The 15,851-nt window shown below is 62.7% G+C and carries 23 protein-coding genes; 15 read left to right on the forward strand and 8 right to left on the reverse strand.

Translation table 11 applies throughout. The features are described from left to right. The first annotated feature begins 201 nt into the window (after positions 1 to 201). The 4 genes from AB4M76_RS13065 to AB4M76_RS13080 all read left to right on the forward strand — a co-directional run bounded on the left by AB4M76_RS13065 (position 202) and on the right by AB4M76_RS13080 (position 2,706). Positions 202 to 504: a DUF2282 domain-containing protein gene (locus tag AB4M76_RS13065; RefSeq protein ID WP_368442317.1), complete on the forward strand. Its 303-nt coding sequence runs from the start codon at positions 202 to 204 to the stop codon at positions 502 to 504. A 62-nt stretch (positions 505 to 566) separates the two neighbouring features. Further along, positions 567 to 1,412 carry a DUF692 family multinuclear iron-containing protein gene (locus AB4M76_RS13070; RefSeq protein WP_368442318.1) on the forward strand — a complete coding sequence of 282 codons (846 nt, stop codon included), beginning with the start codon at positions 567 to 569 and terminating at the stop codon, positions 1,410 to 1,412. Next, complete coding sequence (locus AB4M76_RS13075) at positions 1,409 to 2,167, forward strand: putative DNA-binding domain-containing protein (protein ID WP_368442319.1); 759 nt, start codon at positions 1,409 to 1,411, stop codon at positions 2,165 to 2,167. The genes AB4M76_RS13070 and AB4M76_RS13075 overlap by 4 nt, the downstream gene beginning before the upstream one ends. Further along, positions 2,164 to 2,706, forward strand: coding sequence for a DoxX family protein (locus tag AB4M76_RS13080; protein WP_368442320.1), 543 nt, complete (start codon positions 2,164 to 2,166; stop codon positions 2,704 to 2,706). The genes AB4M76_RS13075 and AB4M76_RS13080 overlap by 4 nt, the downstream gene beginning before the upstream one ends. Here the strand turns inward: AB4M76_RS13080 and AB4M76_RS13085 are convergent. Continuing rightward, on the reverse strand, positions 2,703 to 3,023 hold the full coding sequence (locus AB4M76_RS13085; RefSeq protein ID WP_368442321.1) for an ArsC/Spx/MgsR family protein: 321 nt from the start codon (positions 3,021 to 3,023) through the stop codon (positions 2,703 to 2,705). The genes AB4M76_RS13080 and AB4M76_RS13085 overlap by 4 nt on opposite strands. A 172-nt stretch (positions 3,024 to 3,195) precedes the next feature. Here AB4M76_RS13085 and AB4M76_RS13090 point away from each other — a divergent pair, with 172 nt between their 5' ends. After that, positions 3,196 to 3,402 (forward strand): cold-shock protein, encoded by a 207-nt coding sequence (locus tag AB4M76_RS13090; RefSeq protein ID WP_174860032.1) that lies wholly within the window; start codon positions 3,196 to 3,198, stop codon positions 3,400 to 3,402. A gap of 42 nt (positions 3,403 to 3,444) precedes the next feature. On the opposite strand, the gene AB4M76_RS13095 is transcribed toward AB4M76_RS13090, so the two are convergent. The 3 genes from AB4M76_RS13095 to AB4M76_RS13105 form a co-directional block, all read right to left on the reverse strand. Then, a complete protein-coding gene (locus tag AB4M76_RS13095) occupies positions 3,445 to 3,744 on the reverse strand; it encodes a hypothetical protein (RefSeq protein ID WP_368442323.1) in 300 nt (99 codons plus the stop codon). 132 nt (positions 3,745 to 3,876) lie between these two features. Continuing rightward, positions 3,877 to 4,356, reverse strand: a complete 480-nt coding sequence (locus AB4M76_RS13100; RefSeq protein ID WP_368442324.1) for a dihydrofolate reductase — start codon at positions 4,354 to 4,356, stop codon at positions 3,877 to 3,879. Continuing rightward, positions 4,356 to 5,189 (reverse strand): thymidylate synthase, encoded by an 834-nt coding sequence (locus tag AB4M76_RS13105; protein WP_368442325.1) that lies wholly within the window; start codon positions 5,187 to 5,189, stop codon positions 4,356 to 4,358. Before AB4M76_RS13105 ends, AB4M76_RS13100 begins: the two co-directional genes overlap by 1 nt. Before the next feature lie 214 nt (positions 5,190 to 5,403). On the opposite strand from AB4M76_RS13105, the gene AB4M76_RS13110 reads away from it, so the two are divergent. The 5 genes from AB4M76_RS13110 to AB4M76_RS13130 all read left to right on the forward strand — a co-directional run bounded on the left by AB4M76_RS13110 (position 5,404) and on the right by AB4M76_RS13130 (position 9,741). Then, the gene (locus AB4M76_RS13110; RefSeq protein WP_368442326.1) at positions 5,404 to 6,342 is read left to right on the forward strand and encodes a thymidylate synthase; all 939 of its coding nucleotides are present in this window, start codon (positions 5,404 to 5,406) and stop codon (positions 6,340 to 6,342) included. Positions 6,343 to 6,352: 10 nt separating this feature from the next. Then, positions 6,353 to 7,774 (forward strand): hypothetical protein, encoded by a 1,422-nt coding sequence (locus tag AB4M76_RS13115; protein ID WP_368442327.1) that lies wholly within the window; start codon positions 6,353 to 6,355, stop codon positions 7,772 to 7,774. Between the two features lie 67 nt (positions 7,775 to 7,841). Continuing rightward, positions 7,842 to 8,276 carry a VOC family protein gene (locus tag AB4M76_RS13120; protein ID WP_368442328.1) on the forward strand — a complete coding sequence of 145 codons (435 nt, stop codon included), beginning with the start codon at positions 7,842 to 7,844 and terminating at the stop codon, positions 8,274 to 8,276. Positions 8,277 to 8,305: 29 nt separating this feature from the next. Further along, positions 8,306 to 8,986, forward strand: coding sequence for a DUF1194 domain-containing protein (locus tag AB4M76_RS13125; RefSeq protein WP_368442436.1), 681 nt, complete (start codon positions 8,306 to 8,308; stop codon positions 8,984 to 8,986). Beyond that, positions 8,983 to 9,741, forward strand: coding sequence for a DUF1194 domain-containing protein (locus tag AB4M76_RS13130; protein WP_368442329.1), 759 nt, complete (start codon positions 8,983 to 8,985; stop codon positions 9,739 to 9,741). Before AB4M76_RS13125 ends, AB4M76_RS13130 begins: the two co-directional genes overlap by 4 nt. On the opposite strand, the gene AB4M76_RS13135 is transcribed toward AB4M76_RS13130, so the two are convergent. The 3 genes from AB4M76_RS13135 to AB4M76_RS13145 form a co-directional block, all read right to left on the reverse strand. Further along, positions 9,735 to 10,235 carry a MarR family winged helix-turn-helix transcriptional regulator gene (locus AB4M76_RS13135; RefSeq protein ID WP_368442330.1) on the reverse strand — a complete coding sequence of 167 codons (501 nt, stop codon included), beginning with the start codon at positions 10,233 to 10,235 and terminating at the stop codon, positions 9,735 to 9,737. The two genes, AB4M76_RS13130 and AB4M76_RS13135, sit on opposite strands and share 7 nt — an antisense overlap. 94 nt (positions 10,236 to 10,329) lie before the next feature. Continuing rightward, entirely contained in the window at positions 10,330 to 10,596 is a 267-nt protein-coding gene (locus AB4M76_RS13140; RefSeq protein WP_368442331.1) for a succinate dehydrogenase assembly factor 2, read from the reverse strand. Further along, entirely contained in the window at positions 10,589 to 10,990 is a 402-nt protein-coding gene (locus tag AB4M76_RS13145) for a multiprotein-bridging factor 1 family protein (protein ID WP_368442332.1), read from the reverse strand. Before AB4M76_RS13145 ends, AB4M76_RS13140 begins: the two co-directional genes overlap by 8 nt. An 84-nt stretch (positions 10,991 to 11,074) precedes the next feature. On the opposite strand from AB4M76_RS13145, the gene AB4M76_RS13150 reads away from it, so the two are divergent. Together AB4M76_RS13150 and AB4M76_RS13155 are read left to right on the forward strand one after the other, a co-directional pair. After that, complete coding sequence (locus AB4M76_RS13150) at positions 11,075 to 12,277, forward strand: pyridoxal phosphate-dependent aminotransferase (RefSeq protein WP_368442333.1); 1,203 nt, start codon at positions 11,075 to 11,077, stop codon at positions 12,275 to 12,277. 10 nt (positions 12,278 to 12,287) lie between these two features. After that, positions 12,288 to 12,689, forward strand: a complete 402-nt coding sequence (locus AB4M76_RS13155) for a hypothetical protein (RefSeq protein WP_368442334.1) — start codon at positions 12,288 to 12,290, stop codon at positions 12,687 to 12,689. Between the two features lie 11 nt (positions 12,690 to 12,700). Here the strand turns inward: AB4M76_RS13155 and AB4M76_RS13160 are convergent, their stop codons facing one another. Then, positions 12,701 to 14,056, reverse strand: a complete 1,356-nt coding sequence (locus AB4M76_RS13160) for an MATE family efflux transporter (RefSeq protein ID WP_368442335.1) — start codon at positions 14,054 to 14,056, stop codon at positions 12,701 to 12,703. A 150-nt stretch (positions 14,057 to 14,206) separates the two neighbouring features. On the opposite strand from AB4M76_RS13160, the gene AB4M76_RS13165 reads away from it, so the two are divergent. The 3 genes from AB4M76_RS13165 to AB4M76_RS13175 are packed head-to-tail and all read left to right on the forward strand — an operon-like array spanning position 14,207 to position 15,763. Continuing rightward, positions 14,207 to 15,094: an alpha/beta fold hydrolase gene (locus AB4M76_RS13165; RefSeq protein ID WP_368442336.1), complete on the forward strand. Its 888-nt coding sequence runs from the start codon at positions 14,207 to 14,209 to the stop codon at positions 15,092 to 15,094. Between the two features lie 46 nt (positions 15,095 to 15,140). Beyond that, entirely contained in the window at positions 15,141 to 15,389 is a 249-nt protein-coding gene (locus AB4M76_RS13170) for a hypothetical protein (RefSeq protein WP_093926785.1), read from the forward strand. Continuing rightward, positions 15,386 to 15,763 (forward strand): type II toxin-antitoxin system death-on-curing family toxin, encoded by a 378-nt coding sequence (locus AB4M76_RS13175; RefSeq protein ID WP_368442337.1) that lies wholly within the window; start codon positions 15,386 to 15,388, stop codon positions 15,761 to 15,763. Before AB4M76_RS13170 ends, AB4M76_RS13175 begins: the two co-directional genes overlap by 4 nt. Positions 15,764 to 15,851 lie beyond the last annotated feature (88 nt).

Here is a 15,851-nt window from a genome sequence, read left to right on the forward strand (position 1 = left end):
GGCGGCAGGGCAATCTGCCCGGCCTGCCGGGGGACTTTTGTAACAAAACCCACCTTCCAGCGCGGGAAGCCTCCCTTTTCGGGCGAATTTCGCCGCATTTTCTGACGGGAACGTGACACACTCGCTCGTGAATGGCTTGTGATGTAAGCTCTTGCTTTAGTGGCCATACGCCACGCCAACCCAAGAGGAGGAAGTTTCACCATGTCCCACACGCTCAAGACCGCCGCCATCGCCAGCGCCGTTGCCGCCGCGATGTCGAGCCATGCCACCACCGCGCAGGCCGCCACGCAAGAGAAATGCTACGGCGTCTCGCTTGCCGGAGAGAACGACTGCGCCGCCGGACCCGGCACCACCTGCGCCGGCACCTCCGTTAAAGATTACCAAGGCAACGCCTGGACCCTGGTCGACGCCGGCACCTGTGCCGAGATTGACCTGCCGGAAATGGCCGATGGGACCACGCGCCAGGGATCGCTGGAACCGCTTGACCGCGATCTGCCCGCCTGATCTCCCCCCACCGGGCGGCGCCTGTCGCCCGGACCTAGCCCCGCAGCCTGCCGGAGGCCCCCATGCGCGATGATGCCCCCCGTATAGATATTCTGCCAAACGCCCCCGGTGTCGGGTTCAAAGCCCAGCATTTCGACGCGCTTTTGGCCGATCCCGGCCCGGTCCGCTGGATCGAGGTCCACGCCGAGAACTACATGGGGGACGGCGGGCGCCCGCTGGCGCAACTCACCGCATTGCAAGAAGATTTCGCGCTGTCGGTCCATGGTGTTGGCCTGTCGATCGGCGGTGAGGGGCCGCTGGATCGGGACCACCTCGCCCGCCTGAAACGCCTTTGCGACCGCGTGCAGCCTGCGTCATTCTCAGAACATCTCGCCTGGTCCACCCATGGCGCGGAATACCTCAGCGACCTGCTGCCCCTGCCCTATACCGAGCAGACCCTCGCGCGGGTGGCGCAGCATATCGACGAGGTGCAGCAGTTGCTGGGCCGTCCCATGCTGCTGGAAAACCCCTCTAGCTACCTCGCCTTTGACGCCTCCACCCTATCGGAAACCGACTTCCTCGCCGAATTGGTGGAGCGCTGCGGCTGCGGGCTGTTGCTCGATGTGAACAATGTCTTTGTCTCCGCCACCAATCTCGGCCTCTCACCGCAAGCCTATATCGATGCTTTCCCCACCGAGCATGTGGGCGAAATCCATGTCGGCGGCCATGACGCGGACACCGATGACCATGGCGCTTTGCTGCTGATCGACAGCCATGGCAAAGCGGTCGTCGATCCGGTCTGGGAGTTGTTGCGCGCCACGCTGGCCCAGACCGGGCCAAAGCCGGTCTTGGTGGAATGGGACAATGATGTGCCGGACTGGCCCGAGCTGCGGGCCGAAGCGGAACGCGCCGCGCAGGTGCTGGTATGACCGGCCAAGGCAGCTTTCGCGCGGGGTTGCTTGACCCGGCCCAGCCGGTCCCGCCCGGGCTGCGCGATGGGGCGGGCCGCCCGGCGGGGGCGCGCTATGGGGTGTATCGCAATAACGTCACCCATGCGCTGATCGCCGCGCTTGAAACCGCCTTTCCCCTGCTGCGCAAATTGATTGGCAAGGCCGCCTTTGACGAGCTCGCGCCGCACTTTGTCCGCGCACATCCTCCGCAATCCCCCGTGATGATGCATTACGGCACCGCGCTCCCGGCGTTTCTTGAGAGTTTCGCCCCATTGGCGCATCTGGGCTATCTGCCGGATGCGGCCCGGCTCGATCTGGCCCTGCGCGCGTCATACCATGCCGCCGATAGCACGGCGCTGGACCCCGAAGCCCTGCAACGTCTGGCGCCGGAGGCATTGTTGAACGCTCGGCTCACCTGCGCCCCGGCCACCCGCATCCTGCGGTCCCGCTGGCCGCTGTTTGACATCTGGCGCTACAATTTCACCGCAGGCGCGCCCAAACCCCGGCCCGAGGCCCAAGACCTCGTGATCACCCGCCCGCTGTTCGACCCGGCGCCGCATCTCATGCCCCCGGGCATGGCCATCTGGCTTGAGCATTTGGCCGCAGGCCACCCATTCGGCGCGGCGCATGAAGCGACAGTCGCGCAGGACGGGGCCTTTGATCTTGGCGCGGCCCTGACCCTCGCGCTCCGCATCGGTGTGTTCTGCAACCTGTCGCAGGAGGACGCCTCATGAGCCGCTATGCTGCTCTCTACCGCAACTTCGCAGACCGCATCGAAGCCGCGGAATGGCTGCTGCCGACCCTGGCACGCGTGGTTTTTGGGGGTGTCTTGCTGGTCTATTACCTGAACTCCGGGCTGACCAAACTTGGCGACGGTCTGTGGGGCGTTCTGCAACCCGCGGCGGGGGCCTATGCGCAGATATTCCCCCGCGCTTTCGAAGCCGTGGGCTATGATATCAACGCGCTCGGCCTGTTTCACCGGGTTGTCGTGGTCGCGGGCACCCTGTCGGAATTCATCTTGCCGGTGCTGATTGTCATCGGCCTTTTGACCCGCCTGTCTGCTCTGGGGATCATCGTGTTTATCACCCTGCAATCCCTGACCGATGTCTACGGACACGGACAGGCCGCGAGCCTTGGCGCCTGGTTCGACCGTTTCCCCGATGCGCTGATCCTCGACCAGCGTGCGCTTTGGGTCTTTCTGCTTCTCTTGCTCGTCATCAAGGGCGCAGGGCCGCTCTCCTTGGACCACGCGATCCGCCGGCTCTATGGCTAGAGCAAGGCGTGCACTTCCTGCTCTATGTCCTTGTTCCAGCCCAAGAACAGCCGATCTTTAACTTCGATCAAAGGGCGTTTCATGACCGTGGGCCCGGCCCTGATCAGCGCCAAGGGCGGCAGGCTGCGGGCCGCCTCATCCAGGTTTCGCCATGTGGTCGAACGGGTATTGATTAGCGCATCGCCGAACTCTGCATAGGCGCGGTGCAACAGATCATCCGGCACCGCTGTCTCGCGCAGCTCAACCAGTTCGGCCCCCGGCAGGGCCTTTTTTGCCTTCCGGCAACTGTCACAATTCTTCAGCCCGTATATCCGCATCTCATCCCCTTTGGCTCTGGCCCGGTCCAACGGCGCGGCCAGCGCTTTCCACAGCTATTGCTTGATTTTTTCCAGAACTGCGCAATCTTTTCCTTAAGGCGAAGGACAGTTCAACCGCTTTCGCCCTTTTGCATTCGAGCAAAAACGCAAAGACAAAGGAGGCGCGGATATTATGCCAAACGGCACCGTGAAATGGTTTAACGCCACCAAAGGATACGGGTTCATTGCACCCGAAGACGGCGGAAACGACATCTTCGTTCATATCTCGGCGGTCGAACGCTCCGGGCTGACGGGGCTGGCTGACGATCAAAAGGTCAGCTTTGATCTGACCGAAGGGCGCGATGGCCGCAAAATGGCCACCGACATCGCCCTGCTGTGACCTGATACCCGGCGCCGCCCGCGCCGGGATCACATGCCGGCCCTAATCGTAGGTGCAGCCTTTGACCCCCACCGGACAATGCGCCCGGGCCGAGCGGCGCGGCGTGGAAACCCGGTGCACCGGGCGCGGCGCGGGATGCGCCTTGACCTGCGCATAGGTCATCGATTGATTGGGCGTGCCGCAGCAAATAACCCCCGAGATCGTGACCGGCTGCAAGCCTGCCGGACAGTAGTTTGCACTGCTGGGATAGGCGTAGATTTTTGGCTGGGCCGCAGCCTGGCCGGGAACAAGCGCGGCAAGGTAAAGCCCCGCTCCGACCGCGATAGCTGTTGGTAGACGCATGATAATCCTCGCAAAATTGTTCACTGGCATTCAATATGCGAAGTTTGCCGGGCCGATTTGATTGAGTCTAGCTTTTTGTCGGCGGCGATATCCCTCCCCCCAACCTGAACCGACAGCGCGGGCGACGGTGGCTCAGCGCCGCCGCAGCCATTCGCGGGCCACGGCACGCGGGCCCTGCGCGCGCAGGGTCAGGCTGCTCAATTCCACCCAATCCGCCGGATCGAAATCCGGGAAAAACGCGTCGGCCGCGTCGATCTCGACATCAACCTCTGTCACCAGCAGCCGATCGGCCAGGGGCAGAAGGGCGCGGTAAATCCCTTCCCCGCCGATGCCATAGAGCCGCTGGTAGCCCTGCGCGGCGCAATAATCCAAAGCCGCCTGCGGGTCGCGCTCGACATGAACGTCGTCGCTATCGCTGCTGGAAACCAGACAATTCAACCGATTCTTCAACGGCTTGAACGGCAGGCTCTCCCAGGTGCGGCGGCCCATGATAATGGCCCCGCCGGTGGTCTCGCGCTGAAAGAACTTCAGATCCTCGGGCAAGGACCACGGGATTTCACCATCTTTGCCGATGGCTCCATTGCGGGCGCGGGCGACGACGAGGCTCAGCATCAGACGGCCACCGGCGCTTTGATCGCCGGGTCGGGATCATAGCCTTCAAAGGTGAAATCATCGTAGCGGAAATCGAAAATCGACGTGACTTTGCGGTTGATCCGCAGACGCGGCAGCGGCTTTGGGGTCCGTGCAAGCTGGGTTTTGACCTGTTCCATATGGTTGGAATAGATATGCGCGTCGCCCATGGAGTGCACAAAGTCCCCCGGCGCATACCCCGTCACATGCGCCAGCATCTCAAGCAGCAGCGCATAGGAGGCGATGTTGAACGGCACCCCAAGAAACATATCCGCCGAGCGTTGATAAAGCTGCAAATGCAGCTTCCCGCCCGCGATACGCACCTGCCACAGCGTGTGACAGGGCGGCAGCGCCATCTGGTCGACCTCGCCCGGGTTCCAGGCCGAGACGATCAACCGGCGGCTGTCGGGCGTCTTGCGGATCGCCTCGACCAGTTTGGCAATCTGATCGACCTGCCCTGCATGGTGCAACAGCGTGCCATCCGGCTGCGGCATCGGCTCGCCCACCGTCGGGAAACGCCGCCACTGGTGGCCGTAAACCGGACCCAGATCGCCATTCTCATCGGCCCATTCGTTCCAGATCGAGACCCCGTTTTCCTGCAGATAGGCCACATTGGTATCCCCCGCGAGGAACCACAAAAGCTCATGCACGATGGATTTCAAATGCAGCTTCTTGGTGGTGACCAAAGGAAAGCCCTCGGCCATCCGGTAGCGTTGCTGCATCCCGAAATGCGAGATCGTCCCCGTGCCGGTGCGATCCGTCGAGGTTACCCCCTGCTCCAACACCTCGCGCAAGGCATCATGATATTGTTTCACACAGCAACCCTCGTCATCGTGACCTTTGCCCCTGCATAGCCCTGACGGCGGGTGGCCTCAAGCAATGCGACGGGATTGCGCGCGCCCCGGGGGCGCTATTGTTTTTCGGTAGCACTCGGCCAGCATTTCCCGCGGCGGGGGCCATGCACATTGACAGGGGCGCCACCGCTTTGAGAATGTCGCAAAAAACGCATTCAATTTGAGGCAGAGCACTATGACGCGGATTTTGATGGGCCTTGCGCTCGGCTTTGGCCTGTCGGCCTGTGGCGGCGGGGATGCGCCCTTTGGGGGCGTCGAAACCCCGACAGATGGGGGCGAGAACGGCACGGCGGTCCCCGCCGACATTGCGGGCAATCTGCAAAGTTTTACCTATAATCCGGCGGCCGAGACCCTGACCGTTCGCGGTGTCGCCGCCGATGGTTCCACCATCGAAAGCGCCTACCGCCGCCGCCCCGGCCTCGACCGCGCCGGGTATCAGGCTTACACCGCGCAGGATGCCGCGAACGGGCGCCATAGCACCGCCTATGTTGCAGCGCTCAACAACACCCAGGCGGCAATCGTCGGCACCGGGGTTCAATATGCACAGGTCTATGCGGGTGCTGCCTATTCCACCAGCAATTATAGCGCGCCAGAAACCGCTGCTGGCACGCAGGGTTTGGCCTACTATACCGGCCGCTATGTCGGCCTATTGAACGGCCCTGGATCCGGCGAGGATCTGATGACGCCCAATGAGGGTGAAGATCCTTCTGTCACCACCGCGCAGGCGGCGGAAGTCACAGGGGATATGCAGATCACCGCAGATTTCGCAACCGCCAATGTCGACGGGATTATTTATAACCGCGTCGTCAGGGATTATAGAAGCTCTGGCGAATTTGAACCGAACTCGTCAACCCCGCGAGAGGTAAGAGATCTTGCACTGGTTTCTACGGCCATCAGTTCGGATGGCAGTTTCACAGGTGACGTAGAGCAGAGCAACCAAGGTGTTGGTGAATACGCCGGTGTCTTTGGCGGTGCGGGCGCGACAGAAGTTGCGGGCGCCGTACGGGTGGAAGGCCATATCGACCAATTCCAGAACGAAATCGAATATGGCGTCTTCGTGCTTGGCAAATGCGCCCCGCCGGCCTCTGGCCCAAATTGTGATCTGAGCCCCTAGGAGCACCCCCATGGCCGCGCACGTCCTTGTCCGGCGTCTGATCCAACGGGCGGCGCTTGCCTTGGCCTGTTCGGGGCCAATGCTCGTCGTGGCGCAGGAAACATCTGCGCCGCAACCGGCCCCGTCGGAGCTGGAGCTGACGCTTCCGCAGGCGCAGCAGGTGATGCAGCATGCGCTTGGCACCGGGCAGTCTGACCTGGCGCGGACGCTTGCCTATGGGCTGTTGCAGGCCGATGCCCGTTCCGGCATCGCACATTACAGTCTGGCCGTGGCAGAAGGTCAGCTTGACCGGCCCAAACCGGCGCAACGGGCCGCGGCCAAAGCCTACCGTTTCGCCCAAGGACAGCTGCAGCATTTTGAAGCCGCGCAATTGGCCGCGCGGATGTCCTATATGGCGCGCCGGCCCACGCGGACCCAGCTCTGGCTGCGCCGCGCGATGCAGCACGCCCCGAATGAGCGCATTGAGGCCCAGCTTGAGCGCGATTACAGGCAAGTGCGGGCGCAAAACCCGCTGTCCTTTTCGATCCGGGGCGGCCTGCGGCCAAGCAGCAATGTCAACAACGGTGCGGATTCGGGGCTGCAAATCATCGATGGCCTGCCCTATGTCGGCACGCTCAGCGGCAATGCGCAGGCCCTGTCGGGGGTGATTGCCCATGCCGATGGCCGCATCGCCTACCGGCTTGGTGGCAGCAAAAGCAGCCGGACCGAAATAGCCGCACGGCTCTATGTCAAACGGGCGGCGCTGGACGGGGATGCGAAAACCCTCGCGCCCGGCAGCCGCAACCGCGACTTCGGCAGCACCTATGGCACAATTGGCCTCAGCCATGCTTTCGCATGGGGCGCGCGCAAGGATGTGAGCCGGATCGGGCTGCAACTTGGTCAATATCACATCGGCGGCAGGCGCAGCTATGATTTCGCCCGGCTCGATGCGGCGCAGCATTGGCGGCTGGACAGGGGCGCAAGCGTGACGCTGAACGCCGGTGTCGAGCTGCGCGAGTCAGCCTTTGGCAACCGTTTCGACACGCAGGTTCTGAGCCTGGGGCTGGGCAGCCGACACCACTTGCGCAATGGCGATGCTGTCAGCTTCGCGCTCAACCTGCAAAAGGCCGATGGCGATCTAGCCAATGCGCGCAGCCAAGGCGTCGCCCTCAGCGCGGGCTATAGTCTGAACAAACAGATCGGCCCGGCGATCCTGTCGGGCGGCGTCACCCTCGCCCATGTTGATTACCCGAAATATACGGCATTTTTTGCAGTGCCCGGGGGCCGGCAAGACCTCTCTGCCTCGGCCCATCTGGACATGCTCTTCCCCGATCTGGACTACGCGGGGTTCGCGCCGAACCTGCGTCTTACCACCAGCCGAACGACATCGAATGTCAGCCGGTTCAAGACCAAGGAGCTTTCCGTCGCTCTGGGCATCCAATCCAAGTTCTAGCGCTGGCAAACTGGCTGCGGCATGTTAAGTTCAGCCCCAGCCTCCGCTGAGCCGCAAAGGAAAACCCATGCCCATCAAATACCTGCACACCATGGTCCGCGTGAAAGACCTCGATGCTTCCATCGCCTTTTACAGGCTGTTGGGCCTTGTCGAACGCCGCCGGGTCGACAACGACAGCGGGCGCTTTACGCTGGTCTTTCTTTGCCCGCCGGAACAGGACGACGGCCACGCGGATGTGGAATTGACCTATAATTGGGACGGCGACGAGGGCCTGCCCAGCGACAGCCGCCATTTTGGGCATCTCGCCTATACGGTCGAGAATATCTATGAGACCTGCCAGCATTTGCAGGACAATGGCATCACCATCAACCGTCCCCCGCGCGATGGGCGCATGGCCTTTGTCCGCTCGCCCGACAATATCTCTGTCGAATTGCTGCAAGAGGGCGACGCATTGGCCCCGCAAGAGCCATGGGTCAGCATGGAAAACACCGGCCATTGGTAAAGACAGGCATCAGTGCCGCGCTGGCGCTGATGCTGGCGTCGGGGCCAAGTCAGGCAGCGCCCTGTCGGCTGGCGCTGCTGCTGGCGCTTGATGTTTCCAGTTCCGTCGATCCGACAGAAGATAGTTTGCAGCGTGGCGGTCTGGCCGCGGCGCTGCGCAGCTCGGCTGTCGTTCAAGCGTTTTTTGCAAGCGACGCGCCGGTGGCCCTGGCGGCCTACGAATGGTCGGGGCAGGAGCATCAGCACATCATATTGGATTGGACCCTGATCCACGACCCCGACGCCCTGCGGCGGGCAGCGGAGACGATCGCCGCCAGCCAGCGCAGCGCCAACACCCTGCCCACCGCCATGGGACAGGCGCTGCGCTTTGGCGGGGAAATGTTGCGTCAGGCGCCCGACTGTGACGCCCATACGCTCGACATGGCCGGGGATGGGCAAAACAACGAAGGCTTCGGCCCGCTGACCGCCTATGCCGCCGCCGCCTTTGCAGAGGTGACGGTGAACGGGCTGGTGGTCAACGCGGCTGATTTTGAAGGCGAGATCGGGTTGATCGGCTTTTACCGCACCGAAGTCCTGCGCGGCCCCGGGGCTTTCATGGTAATCGCGACGGGCTTTGCCGATTTTGAGCGGGCGATGCGGGCCAAGCTGATCCGCGAGGTGACCCCGGCCGTCCTCGGCACCCTCCCCCGCCGCTCGGGGCCGAAAGGATGATCCGCGCCCTCCTCCTCGGGCTCGCGCTTGCGCTCGGCGCCGCGCCGCTGCGGGCCGAGGCGCCCTGCCGGCAGGCGCTGGCGCTCGGGCTGGATGTGTCAGGCTCGGTCGATGCGCGCGAATACCGCCAGCAAATCGGCGGTCTGGCGGATGCGCTGAGCGATCCCCGCGTCGCGGCGGCTTTGCTAGCGCTGCCCGGCCAGCCTGTCGATTTGCTGGTCTATGAATGGAGCGGGGCGTCCGATCAGGCCGTGATCCTGCCCTGGACGGCGATTGCCAGCGACGCGACCCTTGATGCCGTTGTCGCCAAACTGCGCGGCACCACAAGACGCGAGACCTCGCCCGGGACCGCGCTTGGCACCGCGATGCAATTTGGCGCGGCCCGGCTGGCCGAGCGGGCGCACTGCGGCAAACATACGCTCGACATTTCCGGCGATGGGATCTCGAACTACGGCCCGCGTCCGCGTGATATACGTCACCGCCTTGAAGCCCGGCGCCTGACGATCAACGCGCTGGTCATCGGTGCGGATGCCCCGGTGCCGGGTGACAGTCGGGAGGCCGAGATCGGCGGCCTGTCGTCCTATTTCCGCGCTGAAGTCATCCTTGGCCCCGACGCCTTTGTGCAAACCGCGCTTGGCTTTGACGATTATGCCCGCGCCATGGCCGAGAAACTGCTGCGCGAATTGGATGGTTTGATGGTCTCCCAGATCTCTCCGTCACGGCATCCCCTCCGCCATCTGCGGGCTGATCAGTAGATATAGCGGATCTGGTCCGACCAATAGCGCTCCATCCGTTTGAGCGACTGGCTGATATCCTCGATCCCCGCGTCGCCCAGAACGCCCTTACTCTCCATCCCATCCGCATGGCGCGAAAAGAGGTCAGAGACGACATCGCGGATATAGCGCCCCTTTTCGGTCAGCCGCACACGCACCGAGCGCCGATCAATCTCGCAGCGCTGGTGGTGCATATAGCCCATCTCGACCAGTTTCTTGAGATTGTAGCTGACGTTGCTGCCTTGATAATAGCCGCGGCTTTTCAACTCGCCCGCCGTGACCTCATTGTCGCCGATGTTGAACAGCAAGAGCGCCTGCACGGCGTTGATCTCCAGCACACCGACCCGTTCAAACTCATCCTTGATCACGTCCAGCAGCAGGCGGTGCAGCCGCTCCACCAATGACAGGGCTTCAAGGTAGCCGACCATGAAACCTTTCACAGCGAGAGGCTGTGTGGCGGGGGCTTGGATGCTCATAGGTTCTCTCCGCTTCAAACTCGTTGAGCGGAAACTGGACAATAAAACAGAATAATTCGTTAAACCGGACGAGAACTCTTGTCCGCCGCCGGGATCAGCCCCGCATCTCGGCAAGCTGGGCGCGAATATCACCGATCAAATCGGCGTATTTTGCGGGCGGATCGGCCTGACCGCTGACCCAGAGATAGAGGTCGTGATCGTTCTCATTCAGCATCTGGTCATAAAGCGTCAGACCCGCATCATCCATCTGCGGCAGCCGCGCCTCGGCATAGGCCGAGAGGATCAGGTCCATCTCCTTGATCCCGCGCCGCATGGAGCGCATTTGAAGACGTTTCAGACGGTGCTCTGGCGCTTCAGACATCGGCGGGCTCCGACATCAGGCGGCGGATGCGCTTCTCCAATTTGCCGACGCTTTCGGCCTTTTTCAGCAGGTCCGCGCGCAGGGCCCGCAGGTCCACCAGCACCTCTTCGAGGTCATTCTGGCGCGAGATTTCGCCCTCTTCGGGGGCATCGACCCCTTCGCCTTCGCCGTTGATCAGCCACATCATGGAGACATTGAGCAACCCGGCGAGCATCGACAGCCGGTTCGCGCGCGGCTCTGACAGATCGTCTTCCCAACCGCGCAGCGTGGTAAGCCGCACGCCCAGGCGTTTGGCCAGCACCGCCTGTGTCATCCCGGTCTGTTCGCGTGCGGCGGCGACACGGTCACCAAAGGTGGCGGCGTCGGGGCCGTACCAGTCAATCTCGTCACTCATGCATCGTCTCCTACAGACACCCTTGCCGGGTGCGGGGGCGGCCCCTATGAACGTAAGAATATTCATAAGCAACCCGAGGCCGAAATGGAACTGCTGTCCGCGACCCTTAAACGTGTCAAACCGTCGCCAACCATTGCCGTGACCACCAAGGCGGCGGAGCTTAAGGCCGCAGGCCGCGACATCATCGCCCTTGGCGCGGGCGAGCCGGATTTCGACACGCCGCAGAACATCAAGGACGCGGGCATCGCAGCGATCAACGCGGGCAAGACGAAATACACCGCCGTCGACGGCATCCCCGAGTTGAAACAGGCGATCTGCGCCAAGTTCAAGCGCGACAATGGGCTCGACTATACGCCGGCACAGGTCAGCGTCGGCACGGGGGGCAAGCAGATCCTCTATAACGCGCTGATGGCCACGATGAACCCCGGCGAAGAGGTCGTGATCCCCGCCCCCTATTGGGTCAGCTACCCCGATATGGTGCTCTTGGCAGGCGGCACCCCGGTGATCGCGCCCGCGACGCTGGAGAATAACTTCAAGCTGACGCCCAAGGCGCTGGAAGAGGCGATCACGCCCAAGACCAAATGGTTCATCTTCAACTCGCCCTCGAACCCCACCGGCGCGGGCTACAGCCGCGATGAGTTGAAGGCGCTGACCGACGTGCTGATGCGCCATCCGCAGGTCTGGGTGATGAGCGACGACATGTATGAACATCTCGCCTATGACGGCTTTGAATTCTGCACCCCGGCGCAGGTCGAACCCGCGCTTTATGACCGCACGCTGACGGTCAATGGCGTGTCGAAAGCCTATGCCATGACCGGCTGGCGGATCGGCTATGCCGCGGGGCCGGAAAAGCTGATTGCCGCGATGCGCAAGATCCAGTCGCAGAGCACCTCGAACCCCTGCACCATCAGCCAATGGGCCGCGATAGAGGCGCTCAGCGGCACGCAGGATTATATCGCCGAGAACAATGAGACCTTCGTCCGCCGCCGCAATCTGGTGGTCGAGATGCTCAGCGCCATCCCCGGCGTCACCTGCCCCACGCCCGAGGGCGCCTTCTATGTCTACCCCTCGATCGCTGGGCTGATCGGCAAGACCTCGGCGGCGGGCGCCGAGATCACCGATGACGAAGCCTTTGCCACAGCCTTGCTGGAAGAAACCGGGGTGGCGGTGGTCTTTGGCGCGGCCTTTGGCCTCTCGCCGAATTTCCGGGTGAGCTACGCAACTTCCGACGCGGCACTGAAGGAGGCCTGCACCCGCATCCAGACCTTCTGCGCTGGCCTCACGTAAGGGCGAAACCATGGCGGGTGACCTTCCAGACTATTACTTCAGGGTCCGCGAAAACGGCGCGGCGGTGTTTCGGCTTGATGGTGAGAACCGCCAGCGCCGGATCGAGATGGATCAGATCGCCGTGGTGAACCTGCGCAGCGGCGAGGTGAAGCCGCATGGGCCGCACCGGCTCTCCGAGGCCGACAAGGCCGAGATCGACCGATGGATCGCGGCCCGCCGTGCCACTCTTGCCGCGCGTGAGATGGATGACATCCGCCGGGCGGTGGATCATCTGAATCTTACGACCCAATGGGTGCAGTCGCGGGCCACGGATGAACAACTCGACGCCGTGACCAACGATCTCTTGCTGGCGATGCATGATCTGCGCAGCACGCTGGTGCGCAAAAAGGCCGACCGGATGGGCCGCGGCTGATCAACGGCGGATCAGAAGCTCAGCCGCCGCACCGTCTGCCCCCAGAACCGCGCGTTCAGCAGCACCGCCGCCACGCCCAAGCCCGCCACCAGCCCGGCCCAGACCCCCAAAGCGCCATAGCCCAGCGTGAAGCCCAGAAGATAGGAACAGGGCACCCCGATCCCCCAATAGCTGACCGCCGCCATGATCATCGGCACCTGGGTATCCTGCGCCCCGCGCAGCAGCCCAAGCGCCACCACCTGCGCGCCATCCACCAGTTGGAACAGGGCCGCCATCACCAGCAACCCCGTGCCAATCGCGATGATCTGCAGCCGCGCCGGCTCACTTTCCTGCATGAAAAGCGAAATGAGCGGTTCCGGCCAACCGATAAAGCCGATCATGGTGAGCAGGGAAAAGACAACCGACAGCCCCGTCACGATCCAGGCCCCGCGCGCCATATGCGGCACGTCGCGGCGGCCAAAGGCATTGCCGACCCGGATCGTGGCGACATTGCTCAGCCCCAGATGCACCATGAACACCAGCGAGGCCAGTTGGATCGCGATGCCATGCGCGGCCAGCGCAAAGGTGCTGATCCAGCCCATCATCAGCGAGGAGGCCGCGAAGAGACCCACTTCGCTCAGGGTGGTCAGGCCGATGGGCAGCCCCAGTCTGAACACGCGCAGCAGCATCTGCCGATCGACCCGCCAGAGCCGCACGAAAAGACTGTGCTGCGGCAGGGCGATCAGAACATAGACCACAACCCCGACCAGCGAGACCATATGCGTTGTCACCGAGGCAATCGCCGCCCCCATGACCCCCAGTTCCGGCGCGCCCCAATTGCCAAAGATCAGCGCGTAATTCGCCAGCGCATTGGTGATGGCGGCACCCAATGTGATCCACAGCACCACCTGCGTACGCTCCAGCGCCGCAAGGTAGGATTTCAGCACCATCACCAAGAGCGCCGGCACGATCCCCCAGCCTGCCACAGACAGGTAGCGCCCGCCCAAAGCGGCCAATTCCGGCTCCTGCCCCAGCAGGCTCAGCACCGGCTTCGACCAGATCATCACCGGCAGCGCGATCATGGCAAAGCCAATCGACAGCCATAGCCCCATGCGCGTGGCACGGCGCAGGCCGATCTCATCGTCTTCGGCATCATAGGCGGCGACCAAGGGCATCACTGCCATGGCGAACCCCGAGCCAAAGATGAACAGCACAAAGAAAAACGTGCTGCCCAAGACCCCCGCGGCCAGCGCCTCGATCGAATACCAGCCCAGCATGACGGTATCGGTCACGCCGATGGCCATCTGCGCCAGATGTCCGCCGATCAGCGGCAGGCCGAGCGTCAGGATCGCGCGGACGTGATTGCGGTGGGTCATAGCTGTTGTCATAAAGCTGCTTTACGCCGAGCCGGTGCAAAGGGGAAGGCTGGTTTTAAGCCCGCATTTCAGGCTTGCGCGCAGCGGTTACCTCGGCTCAAGCGCATGTAATTCTTGCTTAACTTTCTCAGAACAGCAAAACTGAGGCTGAGAGGGGGCATCATGCAGCCGACCAGAACCGAGACACGCCACGTCAATGGGCAGGAGATCTTCTTGCGGCACTGGGGCGACAAAGGGCTGCCGAGGCTGTTGATGTTGCACGGTTTTCCTGAATTCGGCGGCGCATGGTCTGATCTGGCGCCGCATCTCTGTCAGCAGTTCCATTGCATCGCCCCCGACCAACGCGGCTATGGCCAAAGCAGCGCGCCCGACGGGATCGAACCCTATGCCATGGCCCATCTCATGGCGGATATGGCCGAGGTGATTGGCGATGCGCCAGTGACCGTGCTGGCCCATGACTGGGGCGCTTCCGTCGGCTATGCTCTGGCGATGTTCCGCCCTGAACTGGTGGCCCGTCTGATCGTGCTCAACGGCGTGCACCCGGTGCCCTTTCAACGCGCCTTGGCCGCCGGGGGGCCACAGGCGGCGGCCTCGCAATATATCAACGCCTTGCGCAGCGAAGGCAGCGCGGTGCGGCTCGCCCAAGATGATTTCGCGGGCCTGCTAAAGCTCTTCTCGGCGCATATGGACCTCAGTTGGCTGACGCCAGAGCGGCTCGACGCCTATCGCGCCGAATGGCGCCGGCCGGGGCGGCTTCGGGCCATGATCAACTGGTATCGCGCCTCCCCGCTCCAGGTCGCCACCCCCGGCAAACCGGTCCGCGATCTGCCGGACTTCCCGGTCGAACGGCTGCGGGTGAAAGCACCGCATCTGCTGATTTGGGGCCAAGACGATAGCGCCCTGCTGCCCGAGGCCACAGAAGGTCTGGAGACTTTCGTGCAAGACCTCACCCGGGTTGAGATCGCAGGCGCAGACCACTGGTTGCACCACCAAAAGCCAGAGGCCGTGGCCGAGGCCGTATTGACGTGGTGTGCGCAGCGCCCCTTGTAAAGTGGGCTTGAAACTGTATATTATAATATACATTCAGGAGCCCAAAATGACCCGCATCCATACCAACCATATCGCCACCATGACCGAGATGCGCGAACCGCATAAGGTGCTCGAACGCTCGGGCGGCAAGCCCGTGGCGGTGATGAAGAACTCGCGCTGCGTGGGCTATTTCGTCCCGGCAGAGGCAACCCTGCAGGAGGAACCGCGGGTGGCGACTTTGGATGAGGTGATGGAAAGCATTGCCCGGCGCAAGCATATTAACCAACCGGTTCTGGATTACCTGAAAGACAAATGAGCTATGTCTTACTAACTCCTGAGCTTGTGATTCAAATTCACGATTCCGCACTCAATCCCGGCGAACTTCAGGGAATGGCCTTGGATAAGTCGCTTGAAGGGGCATTGGCGCGGGTGGACAACCGGCTTGTTTACGGCCTGATCGAGGATGTCTTCGACCTGGCCGCAGCCTATTGCGTCGCGGTCGCGACAGGCCATGTCTTCAATGATGCGAACAAGCGGACGGCGCATCTTGTTCTCGATATCTGTCTTGATCTCAACGGTGTGCAACTTGACCACGACACCATCGAAGCCGGCGATCTGATCCGCGACGTCGCCCAACGCCGCATCGACGAAGACAGCCTCGCCGATTGGTTGCGCGCCAAAGCCGGCTGATTCCCAAATCCGGCCCATCCGACAAACCCGCGATTGCCCCCGGCGCGCGGGGCTGTCAAAATGCCCCCCACCCACAAACAAAGAGCAG

Origin of the sequence: Sulfitobacter sp. PS-8MA (genome assembly GCF_040933935.1) — a bacterium.
Taxonomy (GTDB): Bacteria; Pseudomonadota; Alphaproteobacteria; order Rhodobacterales; family Rhodobacteraceae; genus Sulfitobacter.

Excerpts from the sequence above, each read along its gene's own strand:
- AB4M76_RS13100 (WP_368442324.1), bottom strand. The coding sequence starts at position 4,356 with ATGCTGAGCCTCGTCGTCGCCCGCGCCCGCAATGGAGCCATCGGCAAA.
- AB4M76_RS13170 (WP_093926785.1), top strand. The coding sequence starts at position 15,141 with ATGACCCGCATCCATACCAACCATATCGCCACCATGACCGAGATGCGC.
- AB4M76_RS13150 (WP_368442333.1), top strand. The coding sequence starts at position 11,075 with ATGGAACTGCTGTCCGCGACCCTTAAACGTGTCAAACCGTCGCCAACC.
- AB4M76_RS13155 (WP_368442334.1), top strand. The coding sequence starts at position 12,288 with ATGGCGGGTGACCTTCCAGACTATTACTTCAGGGTCCGCGAAAACGGC.
- AB4M76_RS13130 (WP_368442329.1), top strand. The coding sequence starts at position 8,983 with ATGATCCGCGCCCTCCTCCTCGGGCTCGCGCTTGCGCTCGGCGCCGCG.
- AB4M76_RS13070 (WP_368442318.1), top strand. The coding sequence starts at position 567 with ATGCGCGATGATGCCCCCCGTATAGATATTCTGCCAAACGCCCCCGGT.
- AB4M76_RS13145 (WP_368442332.1), bottom strand. The coding sequence starts at position 10,990 with ATGAGTGACGAGATTGACTGGTACGGCCCCGACGCCGCCACCTTTGGT.
- AB4M76_RS13140 (WP_368442331.1), bottom strand. The coding sequence starts at position 10,596 with ATGTCTGAAGCGCCAGAGCACCGTCTGAAACGTCTTCAAATGCGCTCC.
- AB4M76_RS13080 (WP_368442320.1), top strand. The coding sequence starts at position 2,164 with ATGAGCCGCTATGCTGCTCTCTACCGCAACTTCGCAGACCGCATCGAA.
- AB4M76_RS13135 (WP_368442330.1), bottom strand. The coding sequence starts at position 10,235 with ATGAGCATCCAAGCCCCCGCCACACAGCCTCTCGCTGTGAAAGGTTTC.
- AB4M76_RS13065 (WP_368442317.1), top strand. The coding sequence starts at position 202 with ATGTCCCACACGCTCAAGACCGCCGCCATCGCCAGCGCCGTTGCCGCC.
- AB4M76_RS13085 (WP_368442321.1), bottom strand. The coding sequence starts at position 3,023 with ATGCGGATATACGGGCTGAAGAATTGTGACAGTTGCCGGAAGGCAAAA.
- AB4M76_RS13160 (WP_368442335.1), bottom strand. The coding sequence starts at position 14,056 with ATGACAACAGCTATGACCCACCGCAATCACGTCCGCGCGATCCTGACG.
- AB4M76_RS13095 (WP_368442323.1), bottom strand. The coding sequence starts at position 3,744 with ATGCGTCTACCAACAGCTATCGCGGTCGGAGCGGGGCTTTACCTTGCC.
- AB4M76_RS13110 (WP_368442326.1), top strand. The coding sequence starts at position 5,404 with ATGACGCGGATTTTGATGGGCCTTGCGCTCGGCTTTGGCCTGTCGGCC.
- AB4M76_RS13075 (WP_368442319.1), top strand. The coding sequence starts at position 1,409 with ATGACCGGCCAAGGCAGCTTTCGCGCGGGGTTGCTTGACCCGGCCCAG.
- AB4M76_RS13165 (WP_368442336.1), top strand. The coding sequence starts at position 14,207 with ATGCAGCCGACCAGAACCGAGACACGCCACGTCAATGGGCAGGAGATC.
- AB4M76_RS13115 (WP_368442327.1), top strand. The coding sequence starts at position 6,353 with ATGGCCGCGCACGTCCTTGTCCGGCGTCTGATCCAACGGGCGGCGCTT.
- AB4M76_RS13125 (WP_368442436.1), top strand. The coding sequence starts at position 8,306 with ATGCTGGCGTCGGGGCCAAGTCAGGCAGCGCCCTGTCGGCTGGCGCTG.
- AB4M76_RS13120 (WP_368442328.1), top strand. The coding sequence starts at position 7,842 with ATGCCCATCAAATACCTGCACACCATGGTCCGCGTGAAAGACCTCGAT.
- AB4M76_RS13175 (WP_368442337.1), top strand. The coding sequence starts at position 15,386 with ATGAGCTATGTCTTACTAACTCCTGAGCTTGTGATTCAAATTCACGAT.
- AB4M76_RS13090 (WP_174860032.1), top strand. The coding sequence starts at position 3,196 with ATGCCAAACGGCACCGTGAAATGGTTTAACGCCACCAAAGGATACGGG.